This window comes from Flavonifractor sp. An52, from assembly GCF_002159385.1.
In the GTDB taxonomy this organism is placed as follows: domain Bacteria; phylum Bacillota; class Clostridia; order Oscillospirales; family Oscillospiraceae; genus Flavonifractor; species Flavonifractor avicola.
Genome location: NZ_NFIB01000009.1, coordinates 12230 through 30731 on the forward strand (window position 1 = coordinate 12230; position 18502 = coordinate 30731).

Here is an 18502-nt window from a genome sequence, read left to right on the forward strand (position 1 = left end):
TATGAAGATCCAGAGCGTACTGGGCCCGGTGGACACGTCGGAACTGGGCCAGGTGCTGATGCACGAGCATCTGACCTGTGCCGACTGGTCCATGCGGATGAACTTCGGTTCCCGCTTCTATGAAGCGGACAAGGTGACCGAGATGTCCTGCGGAATGCTGGGCAAGGCAGCACAGCAGGGTGTGGCCACCGTGGTGGACGGCACGCCTGTAAACCTGGGCCGTGACATTCACTTGATGCGGGATGTGGCCCGCCGCACGGGACTGAACATCATCGCCTCCACCGGCTTCTACTATCAGGAGGAGCCCTGGCTGGGCTTCCGGGATGAGGAGCAGATCTACGACCTGCTGATGGGCGACTGCACCGACGGTATTCAGGGTACCGACAGCAAGCCGGGCATCCTGAAGGCGGGCGTGGCCCGGGCCGGGGTGACGCCTCTGCTCCACAAGGTACTCCACGCCACCGGCCGTGTGGCCGCCGAGACCGGGCTGCCCATCTTCTGCCACCATGATCCCTCTGTCCACAGCGGCGGGGAGATTCTGGACCTGTTCGAGAGCTGCGGCGTGCCCGCAAACCGGGTGATCCTGGGTCACAGCGGCGACACCACCGAGCTGGAATACCTCACCGCCATGCTGGAGCGGGGCTGCTGGCTGGGCATGGACCGCTTCGGCTTCTGCGACCGGGACCTGGGGCTGGAGCCCCGGGTGGACACCATTGCCCGGCTGTGCGAAATGGGCTGGGGGAACAAACTGCTCCTCAGCCACGATCTGGCCGCCTATCTGGCCTTCTGGGACAGCTGGGAGACCACCAAAAACAGCGATTACCTCCATCTGGAGGAGGACTTCACCTTCATCCACCGTCGGGTACTGCCCGCTCTGCGGGAGCGGGGCCTGGAGCCCGCCGTGGTGGACGGCCTGCTGACGGCCAATCCCAGAACCTTCTTTGAAGGAACTTCCAGTCACTAATGATTGTTCCTTATTTTCCCCCTTACTAAATCCTTTCCCTCATCAGGCAGGCACGGGACCGGAGCCACGGTCCCGTGCCTGCCGCTTTTTTGCGGATAAAAGTACCAAACGCTCAAGGACGGGAGGGGTCCAATCTGTCTTTTTGTGTGAACCGATGGTTGAAACGTACGGTTTTCTAATGTATACTAAAGGTCAGAGAATATGGCCCTTCGGGCCCACAGAATGGAAAGGTGAATCGAATGGAACAGTCAAAGGTCCACGCACTGGCTGTCACAGCCGCCCGTGCCCGCCTGCTGGCGATGGACATGGTGCATGACGCGGCCTCCGGCCACATCGGCGGCTCCCTGTCCTCCATGGACATCATTACCACCCTGTACGGTCATGTGATGCGGGTAGATCCCGCCAATCCCCGGGACCCTGACCGGGACCGTTTCGTGCTGTCCAAGGGACACTGTACCCCCGCACTCTATCCCAATCTGGCTCTGAAGGGCTTTTTCCCCGTGGAGGATCTGAAGCTTTTCCGCTCCATCAAGGGCGAGATGTCCGGTCATGCCGAAATGCATCACATTAAGGGCGTGGATATGTCCACCGGCTCTTTGGGTCAGGGCATCTCCGCCGCTGTGGGGATGGCTCTGGCGGGTAAGGCCGATCAGAAGGACTATCGTGTGTATGCTCTGCTGGGCGACGGCGAGATCGAGGAAGGCCAGGTGTGGGAGGCCGCCATGTCTGCGGCCAAGTACCACCTGGACAACCTGTGCGCCATTGTGGACGTCAACGGCCTGCAGATCGACGGACCCACGGCTGAGGTCATGCCCTCCGAGCCTTTGGACAAGAAGTTTGAGGCCTTCAACTGGAATGTGATCCATGTGGACGGCCACGACTTCAACGCCCTGGAAGAGGCGTTTAACGCCGCTGCTGCCTGCAAGGGCAAGCCCACCGTGCTGCTGGCCAAGACCATCAAGGGCAAGGGCGTCTCCTTTATGGAGGGAGACTACGGCTGGCATGGCAAGGCGCCCAATGATGAGCAGTATGAAAAGGCCCATGCGGAGCTGGCTGCGACGCTGGCGGAACTGGAGGGAAAGTAAGCCATGAGTGAGAAGATCGCCACCCGCGTGGCATATGGTAAGGCCCTGGCCGAGCTGGCCGACCAGTATCCCGACCTGGTGGTGCTGGACGCCGACCTGTCCGGCTCTACTCAGAGCGCCTTTTTTGCCAAGGCCCACCCTGAGCGTTTTTACAACATGGGTATTGCTGAGGCCAACATGACCGGCGTGGCCGCCGGTTTGGCTACCTGCGGCAAAATGCCCTATACCCATACTTTTGCCATGTTCGCCACCGGTCGAGCCTATGAGCAGGTCCGTAACTCCGTGGCCTATCCCCGTCTCAACGTGAAGATCGTGGGTTCCCACGGCGGCCTGTCCGTGGGTGAGGACGGCGCCACCCATCAGTGCATCGAGGACTATGCCCTCATGCGTACCATCCCCAACATGATGGTGGTCTCTCCCTGCGACGGCCCCGAGATGCGTCTGGCGGTAAAGGCTCTGCTGGACTATGACGGACCGGCCTATCTGCGGCTGGGCCGCCTGGCGGTAGACAGCATCACTGATGAGGTGCCCGGCTACTCCTTCCAGCTGGGCAAGGGCTCTCTGCTGCGGGATGGCACCGACGTCACCGTCATTGCCACCGGCATGATGGTCCAGATGGCCTATGCTGCCGCTGAAAAGCTGGCGGAGGAGGGCATCTCCGTCCGGGTCATCGATATGCACACCATCAAGCCTCTGGACGGCGAGATCGTGCTGAAGGCTGCCCTGGAGACCCGTTGCATTGTCACCTCCGAGGAGCACACCGTTCTCAACGGCCTGGGCTCCGCTGTGGCGGAATTCCTGGCCGAGCACTGCCCGGTGCCTGTGGTGCGCCATGGCGTCAACGATGAGTTCGGCCGCTCCGGCGCTGCCAAGGCGGTGCTGGAGGCCTACGGCCTCACCACCGAGGGCATCATCGAGAAGGTACGTCAGGCCCTGAAGCTGAAGAAATGAGTGACATCCGACTGATCTGCCTGGATATGGACGGCACCCTGTTGGACGACGACCACGCCACCGTGCCCCCCAGAAATGTGGCCGCTCTCCGGGCAGCGGCGGAGCGGGGGGCGGCGGTGACCATCGCCAGCGGCCGGGCCTGGTCCCTGCTGCGGGCGGTGGACGCCCAGATCGGCGTTACCCGGTACGCCGTGCTGTCCAACGGCGCGGCGGTGCTGGATGTGGCCACGGGGGAGTGGATTTACCGCCGGCCCATGGAGCCAAACGCCCGCCGTACCATCCTCACCCTGCTGCTGGACTGGGGCCTGCCCTTTGAGGTCTACTGCGAAGGAGAAAACTATATTCAGGCCGACCGTACCGAGCAGGTGGTGGGCAGCGCCCTGTCCCCGGAGTTTGCTCAGGTACTGCGTTCGGTCTCTCACTTCCCGGAGGATCTGAACGCCGCCCTGGAGGGCAAGGCGGTGGAGAAGATCCATATCTTCCGCGTACCCCCGGAGCGCCGGCAGGAGCTGCTGGATGTGGTGGAGGATTGCGGCCCCCTGGCGGTGACTACCTCCTTCGGGGAGAATATGGAGCTTACCGCCCCCGGTGTCAACAAGGGCTCGGCGGTTCAGGCCCTGTGCGAAAAGCTGGGGCTGGAGCCGGACCAGGTGATGGCCTTCGGCGACGCGGGCAACGACCTGGAGCTGTTGGCCTGGGCGGGCTGGTCCTTTGCCATGGCCAATGCCAGTGCTGAGGCCAGGGCCACCGCCCGCTACCTCACCGGCACCAACCGGGAGGGCGGCGTCGGTATGGCTGTGGAACAGTATCTGCTGAATGCATAATCAAACGGCGCATGACCATTGTCATGCGCCGTTTTTCCTCATAGTTGATTTTAGCGGGCGACGGAAGAGAAGTCGGGCTGCTGTTCCGGTTCGGTCTGACGGATTTTATGAAGGTATCGCAGCAGGAAGAACAGGGTGATAACCAGGCAGATTCCCTCGGAGAACAGGGGAGAGAGCCAGATGCCCGTATCGCCCAGCACTTTGGACAGGACCACCAGGCAGCCGGAGATGAGCACCAGGCCTCGGCCAAAGGAAATAGTGAGAGCAGGGAAGGGGTGCTCTATGGCGGTAAAGAAGCCGGAGATCAAGACGTTAAAGCCCATAAGCAGGAAGGCGGGAGCATAGAGCCGGAGCGCATTGACGGTGTATCCGAAGAGCGGATCGGCCGGCTCCAGAAAGAGGCCTACAATGGGACCGGCCAGCAGCTGGCAGATGATGAAGAAGCCTACTCCTGCCACTGCCACCAGCTTGATGCCGTAAGACAGGAATTTGTGGCACAGGGGCCGCTGTCCCGCGCCAAGATAGAAGCTGGACAGAGGCTGGACCCCGTGGGCAGTGCCGATCATGGTCATGAGCACCAGAGTGTTGACATAGCTGATGATGGTGTACGAGGTGAGGGCGGCCTCGCCGGACACCTGCAGGATAGTCTGATTGAACAGAAAAATGACCAGGCCGTTGGAGAACTCGCTGAGTCCGTCGGAGGTGCCCAGAGGAATGATCCGGCGGTAGGCCCCGAAGTCGGGCTTGAAACGGCCAAAGCGCAGAGGGTTGGGGTGGCGCACGAAGTAGATGACAAAGATCACAGTGGAGGTGACCTGAGACAAGCCGGTGGCCAGAGCCGCACCCCACACGCCCCAGTGGAAGTGCATCACAAACACATAGTCCAGCACCACATTCATAATGGCACAGGACAGTACGCCGATGGTGCTGACGTGGGGGGCGCCGTCTGCCTTCACCTGAACCTCAAGGTTGTAAGACACGGTAAAAAAGACGGAGAAGCAGGCGATAATACCTACATATTCCTTTACCAGCGGCAGCAGGTCCCCAGTGGCGCCCAGGAACAGAGCTACGCGCTCCAGGTTCAGCAGCACGACTGCCGTCAGGACCAGAGACAGAACAATGACCACTGCCAGGTTCTGATTGAAGTAGTTGCGGGCTTTCTCCTCATCTCCCTGTCCCAGCGCCAGGGACAGGACGGTGGAGGTGCCGGTGGCCAGCAGGATGCCGATGGTGAAGATGAGCGACACGAATGGCATGGACAGATTCACTGCCCCCAGAGCGTGGCTGCCCACGCCGTGAGCAACGAAAATGCCGTCCACCATGGTGTACAGGGAGAAGATCCACATAGAGACGATGGATGGAATGGTAAACTTGAAAAACTTGGCGACCAGATTCACGGGTAAAACCTCCTCTTACTGGGGATATGATAAACCCTCGTACCATCCGAAAGTCAAGAGAGGGAGGCAAAAAAGTTGAAAGAATTTTATCAGATCCATGAGTTGGCCAAATTATTCGACTTGTGTCCTGATACTCTGCGCTATTATGAGGAGAAGGGGCTGCTCCACCCGGTGCGGGGAGAGAACCGCTACCGGATGTACGGTATCCAGGATGTGTGTACTCTGAATATCATTCGCTCACTGCGGGAGCTGGATCTGCCCACCCGGGAGATCGGAGCTTATCTGGAGCGGCGGAGTGTGGGGGAGACCCTGGAACTGCTGGACCGGGAGGAGGCGCTGCTTAAGCGTCGGATGGAGGAATTGGAGGCCGCCCGGAAGGAGGCGGCAGAGCGTCGAGCACGGCTGGAGCGCTACCGCATGGTGGAGGCCGGATATGTAGAGCTTGTCCGGGAGCCGGAGCGGCCCTACGTCTTTCTGGAAAAGGATTTTATTCTGGAGAAGGAAGTGGACTTCCAGCTCAAGCGGCTGGAGCAGCGGCATCAGGATTACATCCAGGTCATTGGCAGCCAATGTATGGGGGCCCAGGTGGACGAGGAAAGTCTGAAAAAAGGGATCTTCAATCATTTTTCTCGGGTCTTTTTCCTCACCAGCTCTGGACTGCCCTACGATGATATACTGCCCGGAGGTGAATATGCCCGGCTGTACTATCGGGGCGAATATGATCGGATGGAGGAGCATCTGGGAACGCTGCTGACGGGAATCCAGGAGGCTGGGCGGATACCAGAGGGGGCGCCGCTGGAGCTCTACCGCATCGACGCCCACGACACCAACCGTCCGGAGGAGTACGTCACCGAACTTCAGGTGAGGGTCTGTGCCCTGTGACCCTGGATTTGATATGGTGCCTCAAGGCAGGACAAGAAACTTTTTACAGCAGCAGCACGTCTATGACATGACGGGACTCCCGTCAGATGCAGCATTTGGCAGGAGGAGATACACATGAAAAGAATTGGTACGACTGCTGTTGTCCTAACGATTTTATCTGCAATGTGCTGAGCGGCTGCTCACAGGCTCAGTCCAATGCCATGGATACCAACAGTCCCAGCATTGAGACACCATCCCCCACTCCGTTGCAAAGTGAAGCGCCAGCCTCGCCGGAGCCAATGGATGAGATCTATCCCGTGAGTACCCAGGAGAAGGCAACTCAGATCCTGGAGTGGGCATATGAAGGATTTGTGCAGGAAGTGCCCTTCCGCTTTACGCAGGAAGACCTGCCCTTTCAGGAGCGTTCCATTCTGCTCCAGAACGCGTCCAATGAGGTGTTGAGCGCCCGGCCGGAGCTGAAATATGCCTACGCCCCGGAATGTACGGAAGGAGTGGATGGGACAGTCTGTAAGATTTCGTATATGCCGTATAAACTGGGGTATCCGGACGGCAAACCGGAGGGAGCCGTGGAAATCAATACCCTTGCGGAATTGGTGAAGGCGGCGGACGCCGCTCTTAGTGAGGAAGAGATTTCTATTGTGATCCGGGACCCGGAGCTGGTGGTGGATGATATGCAGCGGGCTCTGCAGTTGGCGGGGTATGGCTATATATTGTATACGCTCAACAGCGACGCCACGGCAATCCAAGCTTTTCCAAGCGATTCTGAAACGATTGAGCAGAGTGTTGAGAAGATACAGGAGATCCAGAGCATCGCAAAAGAGACTGCGGCGACAATTCTGACCGATACCATGGATGATGAGGAAAAGCTTAAGGCTATTTATCGCTTTATTGTGGGAAATACCACATATGACTACCGATATTATCAGAGCCCGGACACGCTGCCCTATGAATCCAGGACAGCTTTCGGACCATTGCAGAACGGAACGGACATCTGCGGCGGGTTTTCCTGGGCATTTCGTGTGCTCTGTGAAGAGGCCGGCATCCCCTGCTGGAACGTCACCGGTACCGGAGCAGGGGAGGAGCATATGTGGAATTGCGCTCTGCTGGATGGTGAATACCGCTACTTTGATACGACCTGGGACGCGGGACGCCCGGATGAGAGCCAGTGGAGGTATTTTGGACGAACGGAAGAGGAAATCTCCCAGGATCATTTCTGGGGAATCGGCCAGAAGGAGCTGATACAGGGGCTGACCCAATCATAAGATTGGGACAAGGCTTTGCTGTATAGGGACAAACATTGTCGGAATACAGTGGGACCATGGAGGTGTGACAAATGATTCCTGCATGGATCCTGCTGCTGCTCAATCAGGTTTTCTTTACCCTTCGCCTGTCCGGCGGGGGAAACGGCTCCTTTCCCCGACCGCTGAAAGCGGAAGAGGAACGCCGGTATCTGGAACAGGCTGCTCAGGGCGATCTGGAGGCCCGCAACAAATTGATCGAGCACAATCTGCGCTTGGTGGCCCACATTGTTAAGAAGTACTATACCCCCAATGGGGATCAGGACGACTTGATTTCTATTGGTACCATTGGGCTGATCAAAGGAATTGGTACCTTTAAACCGGATAAAAAAGTACGGCTGGCTACCTATGCGTCCCGCTGCATTGAAAATGAGATCCTGATGCACTTTCGTGCCCAGCGTAAGACCCAGGGGGAGGTATCTTTGTCAGACGCTATTGATGGAGACGGGGACGGGAATTCGCTTTCTCTAATGGATACCATCAGTGTGGATGACGATATGCTGGAGGAGTTGGATGCCAGAGACGCGTGTATCCAGGTGCGGGAATGTGTAAAGAAGTGCCTGGATGCCCGGGAGGCCGCTATCATTACTCTCCGTTACGGGCTCAACGACCGTAAGCCCCTGACTCAGCGGGAGGTGGCTGCCCAATGCGGCATTTCGCGGTCCTATGTATCCCGCATTGAAAAAAAGGCGCTGAAAAAACTGGAGACAGCCATGGGGACCCAGCGGTAGGACTTTACGCGGCGGTGATTGTTGGGTTATAATAACAATAACTGTCTTGCCTTCGTGCGGACGGCAAAATTATTTTGATTTGAGTGCAATAAAATGCCTGTGTTTTGCATTCCACCAATGAGAGGAGAGAAAACTATGCTGATCCTGCTGGAGACCATGGCGGAGGAGAGCCGCCGGGTGACCGCTCCAGATATTCTGGAGCCGCTGCTGGTCAGGATGCAGGCTGGAGAACAGGAGGCACTGGCGGAACTCTATCATCATGCCCGGACTGCTGTATACGGCCTTGCTCTCTCCTATCTCAAGAATACCCATGATGCGGAGGATGTGACGCAAGATACTTTTGTGCGTGTTTGGGAAAATGTCCATCAATACCAGTCCCGTGGTACACCGCTGGCGTGGGTACTCACCGTTGCCCGCAATCTGGCCCTGATGAAGCTGCGGGAGCGGGGCAAGACGGAGGAATTGGAACCGGAATCCTGGGAACGGCTGGCGGCGGACAGTCCTCTGGTAACGGTGGAGGACCGTCAGGTACTGCGGACTGCGCTGGAAGGTCTGACCGATGAAGAGCGCCAGGTGGTCACCCTCCACGCAGTCACTGGCTGGAAGCATAAGGAGATCGCGCACCTGCTGGATCTGCCGCTGTCTACGGTGCTGTCCAAGTACCGCCGGGCGCTGCAGAAGCTGCGGACCATACTGGAAGGGGGTGAGAAACCGTGAATGATCAGGAATTGGAGCGTAAACTCCATACGGCACTGGAGCACGCCGCGCCTGACGATGTGGAGGCGGTGCTTGCTCGCCTGGGGCCCCAGAATGGGAAGATCATTCCGATTTCCGCGCCCAAACGGCGCAAGCGCATCCTGCCCTGGATCGCGGCTGCCTGCCTGGCGCTTGCCATTGGCGGCGGTGTGGCCGGAGTGCGGTATCAGCAGGCCAACGCGGTAGCCTCTGTGGTCTCCCTCGACGTGAATCCCTGTGTCCGGCTGGAGGTAAACCGGGAAGAAAAGGTTCTTTCCGCCACCCCGGTCAACGATGATGCCAATCAGATTTTGGACGGCATGGATCTGACCGGTACGGATCTGGAGGTGGCAGTCAATGCCATTATTGGTTCTCTGCTGAAGCATGGATATGTGGATGAACTGGCCAATTCTGTGCTGATTTCGGTGGAGGATGACGATTTGACCCGGGGCGCTGCGTTGGAAGAGAAGCTGACAGGGGAGATCTCCCAGGTGCTGGAGTCGGCTTCTATCAATGGAGCCATCCTTTCCCAGAGCTTTGCCACAGATGATGCCTTGCAGCAGAAGGCGGAAGAATACGGGATCTCCCAGGGTAAGGCCGCATTGATCCAGACATTGGTGGACAGCAGCTCCCACCTGACCTTTGAGTCGCTGGTAGGCTTGTCCATCAACGAACTGAATCTGTTGGCCAATTCGGAGGCTGCAGCCGACCTGACAGGCCAGAACGGTGAGCAGGAAAGCATCCGTTCTACCGGTACTGCAAGCCAGAGTGGCTATGTGGGTGTGGATGCCGCCACCCAGACGGCGTTGACCCATGCCGGTGTTCAACAGTCCCAGCTGGACTACCTGGAAGCTGACTATGACTATGAAGATGGCCGGATGGTTTACGAGGTTGAATTTGGCGTCAGCGGTGTGGAGTATGAATACGACATCGATGCGGCCACCGGTGCTATTATCAAGGCGGAGCAGGAGGGACAGACCATCCAGACACCGGCTCCGGGCCAGACCCAACAGCCTCAGGGTGGTTCCAGCGGCACCATCAGCAGCCAGGAGGCCAGAGATATTGCTTTGTCCAACGCCGGAGTGGCCCTTTCGGATACACGGGAGTTGGAAGTGGAATTGGAATCGGATGATGGCTGCTACAAGGTGGAGTTTAAGTCAGGCCAATATGAATATGAGTATGAAATCAGCGTTGCCGATGGCAGGATTCTAAGTGCCGAGCGGGACGACTGAACAGATTGTTTCCAAAAATCGGGCAGCCATATGGCTGCCCGATTTTTTTATAGAAAGGGAATAGCACTTCTCCTTGACAACCTATACTCCTATGGGTATAATGATGGCGAGATACCCGTGGGGGTATAGGAGGCGGATGATATGAAAAAATTGGAGGCCATACTGGAGTGGGGCGGTGTCCGCAAGGATATCACACTGCTCGTTCTTTCCGGACTGGCTCTGGTGGTCAGCATTCTGTGGGGGGCTCATCTGCCGGTAGACCCGGCCTGGGTGGCCATTGTGCTGTGCGGTCTGCCTATTATTTTGGAGGCATTCATTGGGCTGATCACTGCCTTTGACATCAAGGCAGATGTGTTGGTATCCATTGCTCTGGTGGCTTCGGTGATCATCGGCGAGGACTTTGCCGCCGGTGAGGTGGCCTTTATCATGCAGCTGGGCGCCCTGCTGGAGGATCTGACGGTGGCCCGAGCCCGAGCGGGCATTGAAAAGCTGGTGAAACTGACGCCCCGCACCGCTCGCCGGCTGACTGGCGACGGGGAAGAGATGGTGCCCGCGGAGATGGTACAGGTGGGGGAACTGCTGCGGGTGCTGCCTGGTGAGACCATTCCTGTGGATGGGATCATAAGGGACGGGCGCACCTCTGTGGACCAATCGGTCATGACAGGAGAGTCCTTGCCGGTGGACAAGGCCCCAGGAGACCAGGTGTCCAGCGGAACGGTCAACCAATATGGGGCCTTCACCATGGAGGCCACCCGGGTGGGGGAGGACAGCTCCATCCAGCGGATGGTACGGCTGGTCCAGTCGGCGGACGCAGGAAAAGCGAAAATCGTGGGACTGGCCGACCGGTGGGCCACCTGGATCGTGGTGATTGCCCTGTCTGCTGCTGCCATCACCGGCTTTGTTACTGAGGAGCTGATCCGGGCGGTGACTATTTTGGTGGTGTTCTGCCCCTGTGCCCTGGTGCTGGCTACCCCTACCGCCATTATGGCGGCCATTGGCAACGCCACCCGCCACGGGTTCTTGGTACGGGAGGGAGACGCGCTGGAGCGGCTGGCCGGGGTCCAGTGTGTGGCTTTTGACAAGACGGGCACTCTTACATTAGGAAAGCTGCAGGTAACTGCGGTGCTTCCCCTGAATGGCCGGACGGAGGAACAGGTGTGGACAGGGGCTGTGGGCCTGGAGTCCTGGTCGGAGCACCCTCTGGGTAAGGCTGTTACCGCGGGTGGACGGGAGCGCTTTCCTGATCTGGTGCTGAAGGGGGAGAGCGTGGAGGTGCTGCCCGGCTTGGGATTGAAGGGCATTGTGGAGGGCAGAGACCTATGGGCAGGCAATCTGGCGCTGATGGAGCAGCTGGGTGTGCCCATGCCCCAGGAGGCGGAGGGCTTTGTTCAGGCCCGGCTGGACGAGGGGTGTACCCTTATCTATCTGGCAGAGGAGGGAACATTGATCGGGGTGATGGCTCTGGCCGATACCCTGCGGCCCGACGCGGCAGAAACCATTTTGGCAGTGAAGGGTGCCGGAGTGCAGCCGGTGCTGCTGACGGGGGATCACCCAAGCGCCGCCGGGCATATCGCGGCACTGCTGGATATCCGGGAGGTGAAAGCGGGATGCCTGCCGGAGAACAAGCTGAACTGGATTGCCCGGGCTCAGGAAGAGGGCAGACCGGTATGCATGATCGGCGACGGCATCAACGATGCTCCTGCACTGAAACGGGCCATGGTGGGTATTGCCATGGGCGGTGTGGGCAGCGATATCGCTGTGGATGCCGCCGATATGGCCCTGGTGGGGGACGATCTACGGCAACTGCCCCATCTGCTGCGGCTGGCCCGGCGGATGATGGTCACCATCAAATGCAATCTGACCTTCTCCATGGCGCTGAACTTTGCGGCCATTGCCTTGGCCATTACCGGCATTCTGAATCCTGTGGTGGGGGCGCTGGTCCACAACGCGGGCTCGGTGGTGGTCATTGTCAATTCTGCCCTGCTGCTGCGCTGGCACAAAAGGGCGTAAAAGGGGAAACCGGGCTCTGTTCCCGCTTTTTTGAAGGCGGGAACAGAGCCCTTGACAATTTTTACAGGAAGGGAAGGAGAGAATACGAATAATTTGAAAAACTTTAGCCTAACCTCTATGCAAAAATGGAAAACTATATTAAAATAAGATAGCATGATTTTCCGAAAAGGGGTTGAACATATGAGTGAACCGCAGTTCAAGCGGATTCTTCTGAAGCTCAGCGGCGAGGCCCTCGCCGGCGAGGCCAGCCGGGGTCTGGATTTCGATGTCATCGGCAGCGTTTGCGACGTAATCAAGAAGTGCGTGGCAGCCGGTGTCCAGGTGGGCATCGTGGTTGGCGGCGGCAATTTCTGGCGCGGCCTGAAGGATGGCGGCGACCGGATGGAGCGTACCCGTGCCGACCATATGGGAATGCTGGCTACCACCATCAATGCACTGGCAGTGGCCGACGTGCTGGAGCAGAAGGGTGTGGACGTGCGGGTGCAGACCGCCATTGAGATGCGGTCCATCGCCGAGCCCTACATCCGTTCCAAGGCCATCCGGCATATGGAGAAGGGCAGAGTGGTCATCTTTGGCTGCGGCACCGGCAATCCCTTCTTCTCCACCGATACGGCGGCTGTGCTGCGGGCGGCGGAGATCGACGCCGACGCCATTCTGCTGGCCAAGAACATTGACGGCGTGTATTCCGCCGATCCTCGCAAGGACCCCAACGCGGTGAAGTATGATACCATCACCTATGACGATGTGCTGGCTCAGCACCTGGAGGTGATGGATTCCACCGCCACGTCCCTGTCCATGGACAACAAGATCCCGGTGATCCTGTTCGCACTCAAGGACCCTGAGAACATTCTGCGTGTGGTCATGGGTGAAAAAATCGGAACCATCGTCAAGGAGGAACCGTGAAATGAAAGAGCTCAATAAAGAATTCGACGCCAAGATGAAAAAGACCATCGACGTAGTGATGAGTGATTTCGCCAGTGTCCGTGCCGGACGGGCCAACGCCGCCGTGCTGGATAAGATTACGGTGGACTACTACGGCGCCCCCACCCCTCTGAATCAGGTGGCCGCCATTTCCTCTCCTGATCCCCGTTCCCTGATGATCCAGCCCTGGGACGGTACTCTGCTGAAGGCCATCGAGAAGGCCATCCAGTGCTCTGATCTGGGTATCAACCCCCAGAACGACGGCCGTGTGATCCGTCTGTCCTTCCCTCAGCTCACCGAGGAGCGCCGTAAGGAACTGACCAAGCAGGTGAAGAAGTACGGTGAGAACGGTAAGGTGGCCATCCGCAACATCCGGCGGGACGCTATGGAGAAGTTCAAGGCTCTGGAGAAAAAGGGCGAGATGACCGAGGACGACCGCAAGGACTATGAGAAGGAGCTCCAGGATCTCACCGACAAGCGGTGCAAGGAGATCGATGAGCTGACCGTCAAAAAAGAAGCGGAACTGATGGCGGTATAACATCAAACAAGAGACACATGGTGCGGGATGCGAAGAGTGTCCCGCACTGGTGTCGTATAGGCGGGTTGAACATGGCATTATTCAAACCGAAGGCGGCGCAGGCCCAGGTGGATTTCGACCACCTGCCCCGTCATGTGGCGATCATCATGGACGGCAACGGCCGCTGGGCCAAGCGCCGGGGGCTGCCCCGTACGGCAGGACACGCCGCTGGCGCGGAGACCTTCCGTACCATCGCCACATACTGTCAGAAGATCGGAATTGAGTATCTGACGGTATACGCCTTCTCCACGGAGAATTGGAAGCGGCCTCTGGAGGAGGTCTCCGCCATCATCGGACTGCTGAAGAAGTATCTTCTGGAGTCCATTGAGAAGATGGAGCGGGACAAGATCAGACTCCACTTTTTCGGAGATCTGGAGGCACTTCCTCCGGAGTTGAGAGAATTGACGGTGCGTACCGACGATATCTCCACACACTATGATGGTATGCAGGTCAACGTATGCTTCAACTATGGCGGACGGGATGAGATTGTCCGTGCGGCCCGGGCTTTTGCGGCGGAGTGTGCGGCGGGGAAGAAGGACCCCGCTCAGCTGACAGAGGCGGATTTTTCCGGTTACCTCTATTCTGCCGGGGTACCCGACCCGGACCTGGTGATCCGGCCCAGCGGTGAGCTGCGGATCTCCAACTTCTTGCTGTGGCAGTCGGCCTACGCGGAATTCTACTATACCGACGTGCTGTGGCCTGACTTCAGCAAGGAAGAGCTGAACAAGGCGCTGGCGGCTTATCAGGGCCGTTCCCGCCGCTATGGAGGTGTCTGAGTGGTCAAGCGAATCATGGTGGCGGTGGTCTGTATCCCGCTGCTGGCGGCAGCGGTATACGGTGTCTCGCCGGTCTATCCGGTTATCCTGCCCATTTTGGTGGCCGGATTGTCTATGATCGCGGTGCATGAGGTACTGTGGTCCACCGGATTTCTCAAGCATACCCGTATTTCCGGCTATTCCATTGTTTTGGCAGGTCTCATTCCGTTCTGGGTCTACTATAACGGCAAGCTGATGCCCGCCCTGGCCGGAATGTTCCTCTATGTGGTGCTTCTCTTTGCCGAGGCCATTGCCAGCCATAAGCGCATTACCCTGGAGAAAATGGGAGGCGCCTTCTTCCTCAGTGTAGTCATTCCCTTTTTCCTGTCCTCGCTGCTGCGGATCCGGCTCATGGAGCACTGGATGGCCCTCATCGTGCTGCCCTTTGAGGTGGCTTTCCTCAGCGATGCCTTTGCCCTCTTTGCAGGCATGGCCTTCGGCAAGCATAAGCTGGCGCCTGAGCTCTCCCCCAAAAAGACGGTGGAGGGCGCTGTGGGCGGCTTTGCAGGTGCCATTATCTGTACGGTGATCTATGGCGCTGTCCTCCAGTTTGGCTTCTCCATGCAGGTCAATTACCTGTATCTTGTGATTTACGGCGCTCTGGGCAGCATTGTATCCCAGCTGGGCGACCTGTCTTTTTCCTATATCAAGCGGGAGTATGGCATCAAGGATTTCGGCAACATTTTCCCCGGCCACGGCGGCGTGCTGGACCGTTTCGACAGCGTGATCTTCTGCGCGCCCCTGATCGAGCTGCTGATCCAATTCCTGCCCGCTGTGGGAGGCTAAACACATGAGCAACTGCATTTCTTTGCTGGGTTCTACCGGCTCCATCGGGCGGCAGTCACTGGAAGTGATTGCCGCCTGTGGCATGACTGTGGCTTCCTTGACCGCCAACCGGGACGTAGCGCGGATGGAGGCCCAATGCCGCCAGTTTCGGCCCCGACTGGCGGTCATGATGGACCCTGCCGCTGCCGCCGACCTGCGGACCCGGCTGGCCGATACGTCCATCCGGGTGGCCTCCGGTCCTGAGGGACTGGTGGAGGCCGCCACTCTGGAGGAGGCGGACACTGTGCTCACCGCTGTGGTGGGTATGGTGGGCCTGGTTCCTACCCTGGCGGCGGTCCGTCAGGGCAAGCGCATTGCCCTGGCCAATAAGGAGACCCTGGTGTGTGCCGGGGAGCTGGTGATGAATGGGGCCGATCAGTACGGCGCGGAGATCGTACCGGTGGACTCGGAGCATTCCGCCATCTTCCAGTGCCTCCAGGGCAGCCGGGACAGGGGAGAGGTGAAACGCCTTATCCTCACCGCCTCCGGCGGGCCCTTCTGGGGCTGGGATAAAGAGGCGATTGCCTCTGCTACGGTGGAGCAGGCCCTGAAGCACCCCAACTGGTCTATGGGCGCCAAGATCACGGTGGACTCCGCTACGCTGATGAACAAAGGCCTGGAGTTTATCGAGGCTATGCGGCTCTATCGGATGCCGCCGGAAAAAATCTCCATTGTGGTCCACAGGGAGAGCATCATCCACTCCCTGGTGGAATACTGTGATAATGCGGTGCTGGCCCAGCTGGGGGTGCCTGATATGCGCCTGCCCATCCAGTATGCCCTGACCTGGCCCGCCCGCACTGAGGCGGTGGCAAAGCCGCTGGACCTGCTGACCTGTCCGCCCCTGACCTTTCATGCTCCGGACTATGAGGCGTTTCCCTGCCTCTCTCTGGCGCTGGAGGCCGCCAAAACCGGCGGCACCGCTACCGCTATCCTCAATGGTGCAAACGAGGCGGCGGTGGGCCTCTTCCTGGCGGGGCAGATCTCCTTCGGCGAGATTGCCAAGCGGGTGGAGCGGGCGCTGGCCCAGGTGCCTGTGGTCCAAACGCCTGCCCTGGAGGATGTGCTGGAGGCTGACAAAGCCGCACGCCTGATCGCAGGCAAGTAATCTGAGTTTGAGGTGTCTATGAACGTACTTTCCATTGTGCTTATCATCTTGTTTTTCGGGCTGCTCATTGCCATCCATGAATTCGGCCACTTTATTGCCGCCAAGCTGATGGGTGTGAAGGTGAACGAGTTTGCTATCGGCATGGGTCCCAAGCTGTTTTCCAGGGAGAAAGGGGAGACGCTTTACAGCTTGCGCGCCTTTCCCATCGGCGGCTTCTGTGCCATGGAGGGAGAGGGGGAGTCCTCTGACGATCCCCGTGCCTTTGGCAACAAGGCGGGCTGGAAGCGGCTTATCATTCTGGTGGCCGGTGCGTTCATGAATTTCATTACCGGTGTGGTGCTTATCCTCATCATCATGGCTCTGGCGGGCAGTCCGTCCATGCCGGTGGTCACCGGCTTTATGCCCGGGGCAGAGGATATCGCCCAGACCGGGCTACAGCCGGGGGATCAGTTTTATTCCATTGACGGCCACCGCATTTACTTCAACAACGACGCCTTTATCTTCCTGGAGCGGGCGGGGGAGCAGGTTGATGTGGTGGTGCTGCGGGACGGTGAGAAGGTGGATCTGGGCACCATTGACCTGCCCTATCGACAGCTCACCGATGAAAACGGCAATCAGGTCATGAAGCGGGGAATTTATCTGGGCGAGTTCCAGGAGGATACCCCCCTGACCTTGCTGCGGAACACCTGGTATCAGGCGGTGGACTACGTCCGTATGGTATGGATGGGCCTTGGCGACCTGATTACCGGTGCGGTGGGCCTGAACGATATGTCGGGCGTCATCGGCATTGTGGCGGTGGCAGGCGACGTGGGCCAGGCAGGCGCCGCAGCGGCAGGCCTGTTTGGTTTGCTGATCAACATTCTGGACTTCACCGCTCTGATTGCCATTAACCTGGCGGTGATGAATCTGCTGCCCATTCCCGCCCTGGACGGCGGACAGATCCTGTTTGTGTTTGTGGGCGGGATCTACCGGCTCATTACCAAAAAGAAAATGAATGAAAAGTATCTGGGCTATGTGAATGCCGTGGGCTTTTTCTGCCTCATCGCCTTAATGGTGGTGGTGGCGGTCAACGATGTGATCAAGCTGTTTTAGCGGGAGGTATACCAATGACCAGACAGATTCTTGTGGGCGGCGTCCCGGTGGGCGGCGGCGCTCCGGTCACCATTCAATCCATGACCAATACCCGCACCGAGGATGTGACAGCCACGGTGAATCAGATCCTCCGTCTGGAGGAGGCAGGCTGCCAGATCATCCGGGTAGCGGTACCCGATATGGCGGCGGCCAAGGCTGTGGGGGCTATCAAAGCCCGTATTCATATCCCGCTGGTGGTGGATATTCACTTTGACTACAAGCTGGCTCTGGCCTGTGTGGAGGAGGGGTGCGACGCGGTGCGCATCAATCCCGGCAACATTGGCGGGGAGGACCGGGTGAAAGCGGTAGCGGAAGCCTGTAAAGCAAGACACCTTCCCATCCGCATTGGCGTCAACGGCGGTTCTCTGGAGAAGCCCCTGCTAGCCAAGTACGGCGGAGTCACCCCGGAGGCCCTGGTGGAGTCCGCCTTTGGCCATATCGCTCTGTTGGAGCAGTATGATTTCCACGACATCTGTGTGTCGCTTAAGTCTTCATCGGTAGTTACCACGATGGCGGCCTACAAGCTGATGAGCGGGAAAAGTGATTATCCTTTACACCTTGGCGTTACCGAGACGGGCACCACCCGTATGGGCACCATCAAATCCGCCATCGGCATCGGGGGCCTGCTGGCCCTGGGTATCGGCGACACCCTGCGGGTGTCCCTATCCGCCGACCCGGTGGAGGAGGTGTACGCCGCCAAGGATATCCTAAAGGCCCTGGGTATGGCGGCCAACGAGCCCAATCTGGTGTCCTGTCCCACCTGCGGCCGTACCCGCATCGATCTCATCGGTTTGGCCCACCAGGTGGAGGATCGGCTGAAGGAAGTCCACAAGCCCATTACCGTGGCAGTGATGGGCTGCGTGGTCAACGGCCCCGGCGAAGCCGCCGCCGCCGATGTAGGTATTGCCGGCGGACAGGGGGAGGGCCTTCTGTTCCGCAAGGGCGAGATTGTGAAGAAGGTCCCCCAGGAGCAGCTGGTGGACGAGCTGTTTACCCTGATTGACCAACTGTAAAGCAGG

Annotated in this window: 18 protein-coding genes; 17 read left to right on the forward strand and 1 reads right to left on the reverse strand. The window is 58.7% G+C overall.

All coding sequences use genetic code 11. The annotated features are described in order from the left end of the window. Position 1 precedes the first annotated feature (1 nt). The 4 genes from B5G06_RS04935 (at position 2) to B5G06_RS04950 (ending at position 3824) form a co-directional block, all read left to right on the forward strand. A complete protein-coding gene (locus B5G06_RS04935) occupies positions 2-964 on the forward strand; it encodes a phosphotriesterase family protein (protein WP_087187981.1) in 963 nt (320 codons plus the stop codon). A 239-nt stretch (positions 965-1203) separates the two neighbouring features. Beyond that, positions 1204-2049, forward strand: a complete 846-nt coding sequence (locus B5G06_RS04940; protein WP_087187982.1) for a transketolase — start codon at positions 1204-1206, stop codon at positions 2047-2049. A 3-nt stretch (positions 2050-2052) separates the two neighbouring features. Further along, the gene (locus tag B5G06_RS04945; RefSeq protein WP_087187983.1) at positions 2053-3000 is read left to right on the forward strand and encodes a transketolase family protein; all 948 of its coding nucleotides are present in this window, start codon (positions 2053-2055) and stop codon (positions 2998-3000) included. Continuing rightward, complete coding sequence (locus B5G06_RS04950; RefSeq protein ID WP_087187984.1) at positions 2997-3824, forward strand: Cof-type HAD-IIB family hydrolase; 828 nt, start codon at positions 2997-2999, stop codon at positions 3822-3824. The genes B5G06_RS04945 and B5G06_RS04950 overlap by 4 nt, the downstream gene beginning before the upstream one ends. 50 nt (positions 3825-3874) lie before the next feature. Here the strand turns inward: B5G06_RS04950 and B5G06_RS04955 are convergent, their stop codons facing one another. Continuing rightward, positions 3875-5221: an MATE family efflux transporter gene (locus B5G06_RS04955; protein ID WP_242955352.1), complete on the reverse strand. Its 1347-nt coding sequence runs from the start codon at positions 5219-5221 to the stop codon at positions 3875-3877. A gap of 75 nt (positions 5222-5296) precedes the next feature. Here B5G06_RS04955 and B5G06_RS04960 point away from each other — a divergent pair, with 75 nt between their 5' ends. From B5G06_RS04960 to ispG, 13 genes are all read left to right on the forward strand, one after another. After that, positions 5297-6103, forward strand: a complete 807-nt coding sequence (locus tag B5G06_RS04960; RefSeq protein WP_087187985.1) for a MerR family transcriptional regulator — start codon at positions 5297-5299, stop codon at positions 6101-6103. An 86-nt stretch (positions 6104-6189) separates the two neighbouring features. Continuing rightward, positions 6190-7365 carry a transglutaminase domain-containing protein gene (locus tag B5G06_RS04965; RefSeq protein WP_087187986.1) on the forward strand — a complete coding sequence of 392 codons (1176 nt, stop codon included), beginning with the start codon at positions 6190-6192 and terminating at the stop codon, positions 7363-7365. Between the two features lie 71 nt (positions 7366-7436). Continuing rightward, on the forward strand, positions 7437-8132 hold the full coding sequence (gene sigK, locus B5G06_RS04970) for an RNA polymerase sporulation sigma factor SigK (RefSeq protein WP_087187987.1): 696 nt from the start codon (positions 7437-7439) through the stop codon (positions 8130-8132). 135 nt (positions 8133-8267) lie between these two features. Further along, on the forward strand, positions 8268-8849 hold the full coding sequence (locus tag B5G06_RS04975; protein WP_087187988.1) for an RNA polymerase sigma factor: 582 nt from the start codon (positions 8268-8270) through the stop codon (positions 8847-8849). Continuing rightward, positions 8846-10099 carry an anti-sigma-I factor RsgI family protein gene (locus B5G06_RS04980; protein WP_087187989.1) on the forward strand — a complete coding sequence of 418 codons (1254 nt, stop codon included), beginning with the start codon at positions 8846-8848 and terminating at the stop codon, positions 10097-10099. Before B5G06_RS04975 ends, B5G06_RS04980 begins: the two co-directional genes overlap by 4 nt. A gap of 141 nt (positions 10100-10240) precedes the next feature. Next, on the forward strand, positions 10241-12109 hold the full coding sequence (locus B5G06_RS04985) for a heavy metal translocating P-type ATPase (protein ID WP_087187990.1): 1869 nt from the start codon (positions 10241-10243) through the stop codon (positions 12107-12109). A gap of 180 nt (positions 12110-12289) precedes the next feature. Beyond that, positions 12290-13012, forward strand: coding sequence for a UMP kinase (gene pyrH, locus B5G06_RS04990; RefSeq protein WP_087187991.1), 723 nt, complete (start codon positions 12290-12292; stop codon positions 13010-13012). Between the two features lies 1 nt (position 13013). Further along, positions 13014-13568 (forward strand): ribosome recycling factor, encoded by a 555-nt coding sequence (gene frr / locus B5G06_RS04995; protein ID WP_087187992.1) that lies wholly within the window; start codon positions 13014-13016, stop codon positions 13566-13568. A gap of 71 nt (positions 13569-13639) precedes the next feature. Then, positions 13640-14383 carry an isoprenyl transferase gene (locus B5G06_RS05000; RefSeq protein ID WP_087187993.1) on the forward strand — a complete coding sequence of 248 codons (744 nt, stop codon included), beginning with the start codon at positions 13640-13642 and terminating at the stop codon, positions 14381-14383. Beyond that, entirely contained in the window at positions 14384-15208 is an 825-nt protein-coding gene (locus B5G06_RS05005) for a phosphatidate cytidylyltransferase (RefSeq protein ID WP_242955353.1), read from the forward strand. 4 nt (positions 15209-15212) lie between these two features. Continuing rightward, on the forward strand, positions 15213-16352 hold the full coding sequence (locus tag B5G06_RS05010; RefSeq protein WP_087187994.1) for a 1-deoxy-D-xylulose-5-phosphate reductoisomerase: 1140 nt from the start codon (positions 15213-15215) through the stop codon (positions 16350-16352). An 18-nt stretch (positions 16353-16370) separates the two neighbouring features. Beyond that, positions 16371-17444 carry a M50 family metallopeptidase gene (locus B5G06_RS05015; protein ID WP_087187995.1) on the forward strand — a complete coding sequence of 358 codons (1074 nt, stop codon included), beginning with the start codon at positions 16371-16373 and terminating at the stop codon, positions 17442-17444. 14 nt (positions 17445-17458) lie between these two features. After that, complete coding sequence (gene ispG / locus B5G06_RS05020; RefSeq protein WP_087187996.1) at positions 17459-18496, forward strand: flavodoxin-dependent (E)-4-hydroxy-3-methylbut-2-enyl-diphosphate synthase; 1038 nt, start codon at positions 17459-17461, stop codon at positions 18494-18496. The last annotated feature ends 6 nt before the right edge of the window (positions 18497-18502 follow it).